This is a genomic window from Thermoanaerobacter mathranii subsp. mathranii str. A3, assembly GCF_000092965.1.
Taxonomy (GTDB): Bacteria; Bacillota; Thermoanaerobacteria; order Thermoanaerobacterales; family Thermoanaerobacteraceae; genus Thermoanaerobacter; species Thermoanaerobacter thermocopriae.
Genome location: NC_014209.1, coordinates 107,501 through 120,161 on the forward strand (window position 1 = coordinate 107,501; position 12,661 = coordinate 120,161).

Below are 12,661 nucleotides of genomic sequence, written 5' to 3' on the forward strand. Positions count from 1 at the left end.
GCTAAGGTCCCGAAGGGCATGTTAAGTGGGGAAGGAAGTGGGACTTCGGAGACAACCAGGATGTTGGCTTAGAAGCAGCCATACATTTAAAGAGTGCGTAACAGCTCACTGGTCGAGAGGTCCTGCGCCGAAAATGAACGGGGCTAAAACATGCCACCGAAGCTGGGGCTACCGCGTAAGGCGGTGGGGTAGGGGAGCGTACTGTACGGGGAGAAGGCCGAGTGTAAGCGAGGCTGGACTGTACAGTAGAGAGAATGCCGGCATGAGTAACGAGAGTAAGGTGAGAAACCTTACCGCCGGAAGCCTAAGGGTTCCTGGGGGAGGGTAATCCGCCCAGGGTAAGCCGGGACCTAAGCCGAGGCGAGAGCGTAGGCGATGGAGAAGGGGTAGAGAATCCCCTGCCACCGAGCAGGGAAGCGAAGGGGTGACGCAGGAGGGTAGGCTGAGCGCGCGGTTGGTAGAGCGCGTCCAAGCCAGTAGGGTGCAGGATAGGCAAATCCGTCCTGCGTAGGGCCTGAGAGGGCGAAGGGGAGGGAAAGAGAGTACCGAAGCAGCCGAGCCCAGACTGCCGAGAAAAGCCTCTAAGCGGTAAACTGCTTGGTGCCCGTACCGGAAACCGACACAGGTAGGCGAGGAGAGTATCCACAGGCGAGCGGGGGAACCCTCATTAAGGAACTCGGCAAAATGGCCCCGTAACTTAGGGAGAAGGGGTACCCATTGGGGTATAGGCCGAGCGCTGAAAGCCCTGATGGGTCGCAGAGGAGAGGCCCAAGCGACTGTTTACCAAAAACACAGGTCTCTGCTAAGTCGGAAGACGAAGTATAGGGGCTGACGCCTGCCCGGTGCTGGAAGGTTAAGGGGAGGGGTTAAAGCTCTGAACCGAAGCCCCAGTGAACGGCGGCCGTAACTATAACGGTCCTAAGGTAGCGAAATTCCTTGTCGGGTAAGTTCCGACCCGCACGAAAGGCGTAACGACTTGGGCGCTGTCTTGATGAGGGGCCCGGTGAAATTGTAGTACTCGTGAAGATGCGAGTTACCCGCGATTGGACAGAAAGACCCCGTGGAGCTTTACTGCAGCCTGTCACTGGATGCTGGTAGTTTCTGTACAGGATAGGTGGGAGACGTAGAAGGTAGGGCGCGAGCCTTACTGGAGTCGGCGGTGGGATACCACCCTGGGACTACTGGGATTCTAACCTATAGCCGAGGAGCCGGCGTAGGGACAATGGCAGGTGGGCAGTTTGACTGGGGCGGTCGCCTCCTAAAGGGTAACGGAGGCGCCCAAAGGTTACCTCAGCGCGGACGGGAATCGCGCGGGAGAGTGCAAAGGCAGAAGGTAGCCTGACTGTGAGAGGGACACCTCGAGCAGGGACGAAAGTCGGGCTTAGTGATCCGGCGGCAGTGAGTGGGGACGCCGTCGCTCAACGGATAAAAGCTACCCCGGGGATAACAGGCTGATCTCCCCCAAGAGTCCACATCGACGGGGAGGTTTGGCACCTCGATGTCGGCTCATCGCATCCTGGGGCTGAAGTAGGTCCCAAGGGTTGGGCTGTTCGCCCATTAAAGCGGTACGTGAGCTGGGTTCAGAACGTCGTGAGACAGTTCGGTCCCTATCCGTCGCGGGCGTAGGAAACTTGAGAGGGACTGCCCCTAGTACGAGAGGACCGGGGTGGACGAACCGATGGTGTACCAGTTGTTCCGCCAGGGGCACAGCTGGGTAGCCAAGTTCGGAAGGGATAAGCGCTGAAAGCATCTAAGCGCGAAGCCCGCCTCAAGACAAGGTTTCCCACCCGTAAGGGGGTAAGACACCTCGAAGACGACGAGGTAGATAGGCCGGGGGTGTAAGAGTGGTAACACTCTTAGCTGACCGGTACTAATCAGTCGAGGACTTGACCATAAGGCTTTGTGCAGTTTTGAGGGTCTAGGATTTCCGGTGGCGATAGCGGAGGGGAAACACCCGTTCCCATTCCGAACACGGAAGTTAAGCCCTCCAGCGCCGATGGTACTGCTTTCGCGGGAGAGTAGGTCGCTGCCGGAATTAAAATATTCCTCAGTAGCTCAATGGTAGAGCAACCGGCTGTTAACCGGTAGGTTGTAGGTTCGAGTCCTACCTGAGGAGCCAATTTAAAAAATGCGGATGTGGCTCAGTGGTAGAGCATCGGCTTCCCAAGCCGAGGATCGCGGGTTCGAATCCCGTCATCCGCTCCATAAGAAAATGAAGGTTCTGCGAGGTAAAAGCAGAACCTTTCATTATTTTTTTGATATTGACATAATTTTATTTTTTTATAAAATTACAAAAAGAACTATCGATTGTTGTAGAAGGTGAAAGAGATGTTAAATGGCAAAGTAGCGATTGTAACTGGTGGTGCTGGGGACATAGGAAGAGAAATTTGTATAGAGCTTGCAAAAGAAGGTGCTTCTATAGCAATACATTATAATAACAGTTATGATAAAGCAGTGGGACTTAAAGAATACATAAAAAATAATTTCAGTTATGCGGAAATTTTTAAAGCAGATATTTCAGATAGACAACAGGTAGATAATATGATTGATAGTATTTACAATAGATTTGGTCGCATTGATTATCTTATAAATAATGCAGGAATTGCCCAAATCAAACCATTTATAGAAATAACAGAAGAAGATTGGGATAAGATGATGAATGTCAATTTAAAAGGTATTTTCAATTGCACACAAAGTGTTTTAAGGTATATGTTACCTCAAAAATATGGGAGTATTATAAATATTTCTTCAATTTGGGGTATTTCTGGGGCTTCTTGTGAAGTACATTATTCAGCATCTAAAGGAGGAATAATAGCTTTTACAAAGGCTTTGGCAAAAGAGCTAGGGCCTTCTAAAATAAGAGTTAATTGTATTGCTCCTGGAGTAATTGACACTCGAATGAACAACATTTTAAATAGGGAAGAAAAGGAACACTTAATTGAGGGTATCCCACTTATGAGCATAGGGAAACCTCAAGATGTAGCAAATGCTGTATTGTTTTTATTATCTGACAAGTCAAATTTCATAACAGGGCAAGTTATAACAGTAGATGGGGGATTTATTTGAAAGGCTTGGCGAAAGCCTTATTTTTATATCGACTTTTTCAGGAGAGATAGCTCTTCTTCAGACAATTCTCTCCACTGCCCAGGTTTTAGATTTTCGTCAAGGGTAAGACTACCCATGGCCAATCTTTTAAGGTATACGACCTTTTTGCCAACTGATTCAAACATTCTTTTTATTTGGTGGTATTTCCCTTCTCTTATATAAACATAAACTTTTGATACCTCAGAGGATAAAAGAATTTCAAGGTCTGCAGGAAGAGTTTTATAGCCATCTTCAAGTACAATACCTTCTTTAAAAGCTTTAATATCCCTTTCATTTACAAAACCTAATATTTCAGCATAATATTTTTTTATCACATTTTTTTTTGGAGATAAAAGCTTATGTGCTAAATTTCCATCGTTCGTTATAAGAAGCAATCCTTCTGTATCTTTATCAAGTCTTCCTACTGGAAAGGGATTTCGAGCTTTTAATTCTTGCGGTAATAAGTCAATAACGGTTTTTTCAATAGGATCATATGTAGCGCTAATAACTCCTTTTGGTTTATTCATCATAATATATATAAATTCTTTGTAATTGATCTTTTCGCCATCAAATAAAATTTCATCAAATTCAGTATCTACAATTAGACCAGCATCTTTTACTGTATTTCCATTTACCAATACAAGACCTTCTTTAATGAATTTTTTAACCTCTTTTCTTGTACCAATGCCTATATTTGATAAAAGTTTATCTATTCTCATCTTTGCCATATAAATTACCCCCAAAAAGAGTCTATGATGTAATTATAACACGAAATTTTGTATTTTTAGAGTATATGATATTGGTAAAGAGTGGAATCATGATGAGATAAAAAGTGAATTTATTGAAGCGAAAAGCTTAGGCATTAATGTAATGAGAATAAATCTTTTTTGGGAGGATTTTCAGCCAAAACCTGATGTAATATCAGAGGAAGCGGTGAAAAAGTTTGACGAGCTTATCAAGATATGTCATGAAGTTGATATGAAAATCGCGCCTACTTTTTTTGTGGGGCACATGAGCGGTGAGAATTGGGATGTGCCGTGGAGAGAAAGCAGAAATATATACAGTGATTCATTTATGTTGAGGCATCAAATTAAATTGGTACGATTTTTTGCTGAAAAGTACAAAGATGAATCTGCTATTTTGTTTTGGGACCTTTCAAACGAGCCGGACAATTATATAAAAGCAAAGTCAAGACATGATGCTTGGCTGTGGAACTATGTCTTATCAAATGAGATAAAAAAATACGACTTTACGTATCCTATTGAGCTCTATTTAAGTTATATGCCCGATGTATATAAGACTGACAGGTCTTATTTGATTTATAAGTATGCTAAAGAGCTGAGCGGAATAGAATACAATGTAAAAGTAGAGTCTCCTTATATTGAAGTAAAAGAGTTTGATTATGACGGAAAAACCCTTGTACTCTTTATAAATCATGAAGACATAGATATCGACACTAAGATAAACGTAAGAGAAAAAACAAAAAATAGTGAGAAAATACAAGATTTAATCAGCGGAAGGCAGATTAATTTAGAATATTTAACAATAGAGGCTAATGGAGTAGTTGCAATATTGCTGGAAAAGGGGGTATAAATGGAGGGATGTTCAGACTGACAAGACTTAGTGACAAACCCATATTGTCTCCGGTAAAAGAGCATGAATGGGAGAGGGGGGCTGTTTTTAATGCGGCAGTAATATATGAAGATAATAAATTTCACTTGTTTTACAGAGCCTCTAATAATAAATTTGTGTTGAATACTGAAAAGCCCGAAGAAAGATATAAATTTATATCCTCCATTGGATATGCTGTAAGTGAAGATGGTATAAATTTCAAAAGATTTGATAAGCCTGTTTTAGTAGGTGAGACTCCACAAGAAGCTTGGGGAGTAGAGGACCCAAGGATTACAAAAATAGACAATAAGTATTACATGCTCTATACAGGTTTTGGAGGCAGGGACTGGTTGGATTTTAGAATATGTATGGTGTGGTCTTTTGATTTAAAAAATTGGAAAGGGCACAAAATTGTCCTCGATGAGCCTAATAAAGATGCAGCGCTTTTATCCGAAAAAATAAATGGAAAGTACGTGCTTTTTCATAGAAGAATGCCCGATATTTGGATTGCTTATTCTGACGATTTAGTAAACTGGTATGACCATAAGATTATAATGTCCCCTAAACCTCACACATGGGAGTCAAAGAAAATTGGCATAGCAGGACCTCCTTTAAAAAGAGAAGATGGATGGTTATTAATATATCACGGGGTGGATGACAAAAATGTATATAGACTTGGTGCAGCTCTTTTAGACTTAAAGGATCCGTCAAAGGTTGTTGCAAGACAAAAAGAGCCTATTTTAGAGCCAGAGCTTGATTGGGAAATAAATGGGCTTGTGCCTAATGTGGTGTTTAGCTGCGGTGCGATTGAAGCAAATGACATGTATTACGTATATTATGGAGCAGCAGATACCCATATAGGTGTAGCAGCTATTGAAAAAAGAAAAGTAAAATTTTAAAAGGAGTGTGTTACGTGATAAGATTAAAGAGATTGTCGGATAAGCCAGTACTTGTACCAAAAGCAGAAAATGAATGGGAAAGAGCAGCGGTTTTCAACACTGCAGCAATTTATGACAATGGACTATTTCACTTGATTTACAGAGCTACTGACATTGGACCCCATGCTAAATATGGGAAATATACTTCTCGTTTAGGATACGCAGTTAGCAAAGACGGAATTAATTTTATGAGATTAGACAAACCAGTGATGAGCAATGAGACAGAACAAGAGCTCAGAGGATTAGAAGACCCAAGGATAGTTAAAATTGACGGCATTTATTATATGATGTACACAGGTTTTGGGGACAGATTCGATGATGACTATAGGATTTGTTTGGCTACATCCAAAAACCTTATAGATTGGGAGAGAAAAGGAGTAGTTTTAGATGAACCTAATAAAGATGCCTCTTTGTTTCCTGAAAAAGTTGAGGGTAAATATGTAATGTTGCACAGGAGATATCCCGATATTTGGATAGCATTTTCTGACGATTTAAAAAATTGGTACGACCATAAACCAATATTAAAACCCATTCCCAACACATGGGAAAGCACGAGGGTAGGAATTGGAGGACCTCCTATTAAGACAAAGGACGGTTGGTTTTTGATATACCATGCAGCTGATGACAATAATGTATATAGATTGGGAGCAGTCCTTTTAGATTTAGAAGATCCATCAAAGGTTATTGCAAGGCAAAAACAGCCTATATTAGAGCCAGAACTTAAGTGGGAAAAAGAAGGGTACATTCCTAATGTTGTATTTAGTTGTGGTAATGCTGTAAAAGATGATACTATTTACGTTTATTACGGAGGAGCGGATACTGTTATAGGTGTGGCTACTTTAGAGATGAAAGATATCATTTTTAACAGGCTTTAAAAGGCCTGTTTTTTATTTACAGAAAAGTACTTGACATGCCAAAAAGGATTAATTATAATACTTATTAGCAGCCGAATTTAAAGAGTGCTAATATATTTTTCCTCTTCTTGGTTCTTCTCGTTCTTATAATTACATCACTCACTCACACCCTTCTTTTGTTTTTAAACTTAATTTTTGAAACTTCATAAATAAGGAGGGGGTCTTTTATGAAGGCGTTGCTATTGGCAGGAGGTTTAGGGACGAGACTCAGACCTCTTACAGATGACCTGCCAAAACCGATGGTTCCTATCATGGGAAGGCCTCTTTTAGAAAGTATTATTTTAAACCTTAAAAAAAGTGGAATAGATGAGGTTGTAATAAGTACTTATTATAAATCCCAGTATATTGAAGATTATTTTAGACAGAAAGAAGATTTAGGTGTAAAAATACACTACATTACAGAAGAATCTCCTTTGGGAACTGGCGGAGCAATAAAGAACGCCGAAAAATTTTTTGATGATACTTTTCTTATTTTAAATTCTGATATTGTCAGCGATGTTAACTATGCAGACTTGATAAAATACCACAAGAGAAAAAGAGCACAAGTAACTATTGCATCTATTGAAGTAAGAGATACTTCTCAGTACGGTGTTATAGAATTTGATGAAAAAGGGTTTATAACTGCTTTTAAAGAGAAACCCAAATCAGGCGAGAGCAATTCTAAATATATTAACGCAGGAGTATACGTATTTGAACCTGATGTGCTAAAGGAAATTCCAGAAAATACAGTGGTGTCTGTAGAACGAGAGACCTATCCAACGCTTCTTGAAAAAGGGTATAGAATGGCTATTTATAAATTTAACGGTTACTGGATAGACATAGGTACAATAGACAAGTATAAAAAAGTTCATGAGGATATTTTAAGAGGAAAATCAAGATTTATAAGTACTAATTTCTCAAGAGGAATAATTTTGGGAGACAATGTTAAAATTCATCCTACTGCAAGAGTAATAGGACCTGCTTATATTGGGAATAATACTGAAATTGATGCTTATGCTACGGTAGGACCTTATACAGTAATTGGGAATAACTGTCGAATAGGTCAAGAAAGCAAAGTATCCAAAAGCATATTGTGGAATAATGTGAAAGTTCGCAGGTTTGCGAGATTAGACAATGCAGTTGTAACTTCAGAATGTATCGTAGAGGTGAATATGGAAATTAAGAATACAGTGTTTACAGCTAATAGGTTAGCGAGTAGCACAATGACAACTTAATACTAAGCAAACTAAGAAGGGGGTGTGATATGATGAATATAACGGGGAGAAATGTAGCATTTTTAAGCACTTATCCACCAAGAGAATGTGGTATTGCGACCTTTACTCAAGATCTAGTTAATGAAATAAAAAAGATAAAACTTATAAATTTTGCAGGAGTAATTGCAATAAATGACAATAAAGTTTATGAATACGACAGTGATGTCAAATATCAGTTACAACAATTTGTAAGAGAAGATTATGTAAGGTTAGCCAGGAAATTAAATAACTCAAACATAGATTTGCTCGTTATAGAACATGAATACGGAATATTTGGAGGAAAATGGGGAGAGTACTTATTAGATTTGGTAGACAACTTAAATATACCCTTTGTCTTAACTGTCCACACAGTATTATCAAATCCAGATGAAAAACAACTTATGATACTAAGAAAATTAGGTGAAAAAAGTATTCGCGTAGTAACGATGGCAAAAAATACCATACCACTTCTTGAGAAGATATATCACATACCCTCCTGTAAAATCACAGTGATTCCTCATGGAGTTCCCAGTCTTCCAGTATTGCCCAAGGAAACATTAAAAGAAAAATACGGATTTCAAGGACGAAAAATAATAAGCACTTTTGGTCTTATAAATCCTGGTAAGGGAATAGAGTACGGTATAGAAGCAATAAGTATTGTAGCTCAAAAATACAAAGAGGTACTATATCTAATTTTAGGCCAAACCCATCCAAACATAAAGAGAGAATTTGGGGAAGAATACAGGGAGAGACTACAAAAATTAGTCCGCGAGCTTGGAATAGAAAAGAATGTAAAATTTGTAGATAAATATCTTACAAAGAAAGAGATTTTGGAATATTTGAAGATGTCAGACATATATATGACTCCATACTTAAACAAAGAACAAGCTGTAAGCGGTACGTTAGCATATGCAGCAGGTTTAGGAAAAGTGATTATTTCTACTCCTTATATGTATGCTGAAGAAATTTTAGGTGAAGGAAGAGGTTTACTGGCTAACTTCCGTGATGCAAATTCTTTAGCTAAACATATTGAATATGTATTTGAAAATCCTGAAAAAAGACTACAGATAGAGTCAGCAATTAAGAAATTAGGTAATGCAATGATGTGGAATAACGTTGCTTACAGGTATGTCATAATGATTTTGTCTGTATTGGACAGTAGATCAAGGGAGGAAATTGTGATATAGAGGAAGGGGGAAATGGAATAATGAAGGTATCAACTAAGTTTCAGCATCTTTTCAATTTAACGGATGATACAGGTATTTTGCAACATTCCCTTTACTCTATACCCGATTTGACAAAAGGCTATACTACTGATGACAATACAAGAGCTCTTATTGCTGCTTCAATGCTATATGAAGTTTACAAAGATGAAAAGTATCTTGAGCTTTTAAGAAGATATCTTTCTTTCTTGATTTATGCCCAAAACAGCAAAGGATATTTTAGAAATTTTATGAACTACAATAGAGAATTTATTGAAGAAGTTGGATCTGAAGATTGCTTTGGAAGATGTCTTTGGTCATTGGGATATTTATTAAATACTAATTTGTCAAACGGATTTAAAAATGTAGCACTAGCATTACTAAAAAAAGCTTTACCCAATGTGGCAAATTTAAATTTTCTTCGCGGTAACGCTTATTCGTTAATAGGATTAAGCCTTTTATATAATTCTGATGTTACTGAATTTAACAAAGAGAAGATAAAAAATTTGATGATTTCTATTTCAAAGAAGATAGTCCAAAGATATAGACAAAACAAAGATGGAGAGTGGAAATGGTTTGAAAATGTAATGACTTACAGCAATGCAGTAATTCCATGGTCTCTTCTTAAAGTATACACTGTTACAAAAGATGAGGAAGTCTTAGAGGTTGCAAAAGAAAGTATGGAATTTTTAGCGAAAGTAACTTTTAAAAATGACTATTTTAAACCGGTTGGCTGTAAAGGATGGTACAAAAAAGGAAATGAAAAACCTGCAGAGTTTGATGAACAGCCGATAGAGGCATGTGAAACTGCTCTTATGTATACAGAAGCTTATAAAATTTTTAAAGAAGAAAAGTACAGAGAAAAAGCTTTTAAAAGCTATAAATGGTTTTTAGGTGAAAACTCAAAAAATGTAAGTTTAGTGGATGAGGAAACAGGAGGTTGCTATGACGGCCTAACTAAAGATGGAGTAAATTTAAATGAAGGAGCTGAGAGCGTAATTTCACTCATTATAACTGAAATGATAGTGAATCATACAGATATTGTATTTAAGTGATATTCCTTTTTTCTTCTAAAAATTTTTATAAAAATTGAAAAGGGTGATGCCATATGAAGATCGGTGTGCTCTGGAGGAAATTCAGGAATGTCGAATTTCAGAGGAAATTGATGCCAGACAAAGTATATGACGATGCCTATGATGAAGCATACCATCATTATATGGCCATAAAAGAAGCTGGATTTGATTCAGTTCTCATAGAATGGAAGGAAGATCCATTAGAAACTTATGAAACTATAAAAAAAGAAAAAGTCGATTTAATTTTTAATGCCTCAAGCATGAAAGAAGTAGCGTTTCTGGAAGTATTCAACATACCATACGTTGGGTCTGGATTAGATCTGGTGGCTACCGATAAAAGAATGAGAAAAGACATTGTGGCTTTTCACGGTTTGCCGACACCTAAATATGTAGTTGCGAAAAATTCTCAAGAGATTCCTCCCGTGGGTCATCTTAGATTTCCTTTATTTGTAAAACCTATTAGTGGAAGAGGAAGTGCAGGAATAGATGAAGAAAATATAGTTTATGACAAGGATAAACTTCCACAAGTTGTAAGAAAGATAACAGAAAAAATAGGACAAGCAGCACTAATCGAAGAATTTATTGAAGGAAAAGAAGTGACCGTTGGAATAATCGGATATAAACACCCACAAGTATTGCCTTTATTGGAAGTAGGATATAATAACGTTAAAACTAATACTTATGAACATAAAATGTTTGACAATGAGATAATAAAATGCCCTATGGAAGTATCAAAGGAAGTGGAAGAAAAGATTAAAGAGACGGCTTTAAATATTTATAAGGTTTTAAATGCCAAGGATTTTGCAAGAATTGATATGATTTTAAGCAAAGATAATGTTCCTTATTTCTTAGAATTGAATACATTTGCGGGACTTACAATGTCAAGTAGCAAAGGTGAAAAGCATGTTCATCACGGATATATGGGTTATATGGCAAAAGCGGCAGGTTTAACAAGAGGAGAATTTATTGGGAAGATTATAGAAAGTGCTATAGAAAGGTATAAGTTAAAATAAATTTATTCACAAAATTTATTTGATTTTTGCTATTTTTTTGAGGTATACTTTTTATAGATAAGGTAAACCTCTTCAAAGTTTAGTAAATGAGTGGGGTTACCTTATCTTCTTTTATAAGTTAAGAGATTGGAGGGTTAATAACTATGGATTTTAATGACAAAGTAGTGATAGTGACAGGTGGAGGACAGGGAATAGGGCGGTGTATCGTGCAAACTTTTGCTGATAAAGGAGCAAAAGTAGTTATAGCCGATATTGACGATGAAGCTGGCATAGAAAATGAAGAATATATAAAATCTAAAGGTGGAGACTCACTTTTTGTACATACAGATGTTTCTTTAGAGGAAGATGTTGGGAATTTGGTAGATAAGACGATAAAAACCTATGGTAAGATCGATATTTTGATAAACAATGCAGGTGTTGGAGCAAGAGGGACGATTTACACAAGGCCCATGGAGGAATGGGATAGAGTTATAAATGTCAACTTGAGGGGAACATATATGTGTTCAAAATATGTTGCTCCTCACATGAGAGACAATGGTGGAGGAGTCATAATAAACATCGCTTCTACAAGGGCATTTATGTCAGAACCTCATACAGAACCTTATTCTGCTTCAAAAGGAGGTATTATAGCCTTAACCCACTCTCTTGCAATAAGTTTAGGTTATGATAAAATAAGAGTGAATTCTATAAGTCCGGGATGGATAGAAGTGTCTGAATGGAAGAAAAGTAGAGAAGCTAAAAAGCCCCAATTGACAGAAGAGGACCATTTGCAGCATCCTGCAGGGCGGGTAGGTAAGCCAGAGGACGTAGCAAATGCATGTTTATTTTTATGTTCGGAAGAAGCTTCTTTTATTACAGGAGCGAATCTCATTGTGGATGGCGGAATGACAGTTAAAATGATATATGTTTAATTTTATTGAAAGGGAATGAAGGGAAATGAATAAGACAAAAGAGAAGATTTTTAAAGCGGCGATAAAGACCTTTTCAAAAAGTGGATTTTACAAAAGCACCATGGAAGAAATAGCGGAAAATGCTGGGGTAGCAAAAGGGACATTGTATTATCATTTTAAAAGCAAAGACGATATATTGGAGTTTTTAATTGAGGAAGGTATAAAAATTTTGAAACAAGAAGCAATAGAAGAGATAGGTAAGCTAAATAATGCTATAGAAAAACTACAGAAAATCATCTTTGTACAGACTAATTTTTTGTACAGAAATCACGACTTTATAATAGTTTTGCTAAGCCAAATATGGGGTCATGGGGAAGTTCCTCGCAAATTCAGGGAGAAATTATATACTTATCTTGAGTTAATAGAAAATATTATTAAAGAAGGCAAGGAGCAAAAACTCATTGCTGATTGTGATGAAAAGATAGTAGCAGCTGCCTTTTTTGGCATGATAAGTTCAATTTTGGCATTGAAAGTTGTAGAAGATAGTAACCAGAAATTTAATCCACACGATATAACGGATAGTGTGTTTAATTTTGCATTAAAAGGGCTTCAACTTCAATGATAATACACCTCAAAGGAGGTGTTTTTTATTTTTAAAATCAAAGGTACTTTTTTATTGACACATTGAGAAGAGGAGAATATAA

General features: G+C 37.8%; 11 protein-coding genes, 2 tRNA genes and 2 rRNA genes (1 of these 15 only partly in view). 14 read left to right on the plus strand and 1 reads right to left on the minus strand.

Annotated features, from left to right (window positions below; all coding sequences use genetic code 11):
* From TMATH_RS00550 to ymfI, 5 genes are all read left to right on the plus strand, one after another.
* Positions 1-1,894, plus strand: a 23S ribosomal RNA gene (locus TMATH_RS00550); it begins 1,079 nt to the left of the window's first position.
* A 32-nt stretch (positions 1,895-1,926) separates the two neighbouring features.
* A 5S ribosomal RNA gene (rrf, locus tag TMATH_RS00555) occupies positions 1,927-2,035 on the plus strand.
* A gap of 9 nt (positions 2,036-2,044) precedes the next feature.
* A tRNA-Asn gene (locus TMATH_RS00560) sits at positions 2,045-2,119 on the plus strand.
* A gap of 11 nt (positions 2,120-2,130) precedes the next feature.
* Positions 2,131-2,205: transfer RNA gene (locus tag TMATH_RS00565), tRNA-Gly, on the plus strand.
* Positions 2,206-2,328: 123 nt separating this feature from the next.
* Positions 2,329-3,066 carry an elongation factor P 5-aminopentanone reductase gene (ymfI, locus tag TMATH_RS00570; RefSeq protein WP_013149568.1) on the plus strand — a complete coding sequence of 246 codons (738 nt, stop codon included), beginning with the start codon at positions 2,329-2,331 and terminating at the stop codon, positions 3,064-3,066.
* Positions 3,067-3,089: 23 nt separating this feature from the next.
* Here ymfI and TMATH_RS00575 read toward each other — a convergent pair whose 3' ends face one another.
* A complete protein-coding gene (locus TMATH_RS00575) occupies positions 3,090-3,812 on the minus strand; it encodes a pseudouridine synthase (protein ID WP_013149569.1) in 723 nt (240 codons plus the stop codon).
* A gap of 70 nt (positions 3,813-3,882) precedes the next feature.
* On the opposite strand from TMATH_RS00575, the gene TMATH_RS00580 reads away from it, so the two are divergent.
* From TMATH_RS00580 to TMATH_RS00620, 9 genes are all read left to right on the plus strand, one after another.
* Complete coding sequence (locus TMATH_RS00580) at positions 3,883-4,677, plus strand: glycoside hydrolase 5 family protein (RefSeq protein WP_269479180.1); 795 nt, start codon at positions 3,883-3,885, stop codon at positions 4,675-4,677.
* Positions 4,678-4,685: 8 nt separating this feature from the next.
* Positions 4,686-5,594 carry a beta-1,2-mannobiose phosphorylase gene (locus TMATH_RS00585; RefSeq protein ID WP_013149571.1) on the plus strand — a complete coding sequence of 303 codons (909 nt, stop codon included), beginning with the start codon at positions 4,686-4,688 and terminating at the stop codon, positions 5,592-5,594.
* Positions 5,595-5,608: 14 nt separating this feature from the next.
* Entirely contained in the window at positions 5,609-6,508 is a 900-nt protein-coding gene (locus TMATH_RS00590; RefSeq protein WP_012994234.1) for a 1,2-beta-oligomannan phosphorylase, read from the plus strand.
* Between the two features lie 206 nt (positions 6,509-6,714).
* A complete protein-coding gene (locus TMATH_RS00595) occupies positions 6,715-7,761 on the plus strand; it encodes a nucleotidyltransferase family protein (protein WP_012994235.1) in 1,047 nt (348 codons plus the stop codon).
* 29 nt (positions 7,762-7,790) lie between these two features.
* A complete protein-coding gene (locus tag TMATH_RS00600; protein ID WP_013149572.1) occupies positions 7,791-8,966 on the plus strand; it encodes a glycosyltransferase family 4 protein in 1,176 nt (391 codons plus the stop codon).
* 20 nt (positions 8,967-8,986) lie between these two features.
* Entirely contained in the window at positions 8,987-10,036 is a 1,050-nt protein-coding gene (locus tag TMATH_RS00605) for a beta-L-arabinofuranosidase domain-containing protein (RefSeq protein ID WP_013149573.1), read from the plus strand.
* Positions 10,037-10,089: 53 nt separating this feature from the next.
* Entirely contained in the window at positions 10,090-11,067 is a 978-nt protein-coding gene (locus tag TMATH_RS00610; protein WP_013149574.1) for a D-alanine--D-alanine ligase family protein, read from the plus strand.
* Between the two features lie 143 nt (positions 11,068-11,210).
* Positions 11,211-11,978, plus strand: coding sequence for an SDR family oxidoreductase (locus TMATH_RS00615; protein ID WP_013149575.1), 768 nt, complete (start codon positions 11,211-11,213; stop codon positions 11,976-11,978).
* Between the two features lie 25 nt (positions 11,979-12,003).
* Complete coding sequence (locus tag TMATH_RS00620; RefSeq protein WP_013149576.1) at positions 12,004-12,579, plus strand: TetR/AcrR family transcriptional regulator; 576 nt, start codon at positions 12,004-12,006, stop codon at positions 12,577-12,579.
* Positions 12,580-12,661: the final 82 nt, after the last annotated feature.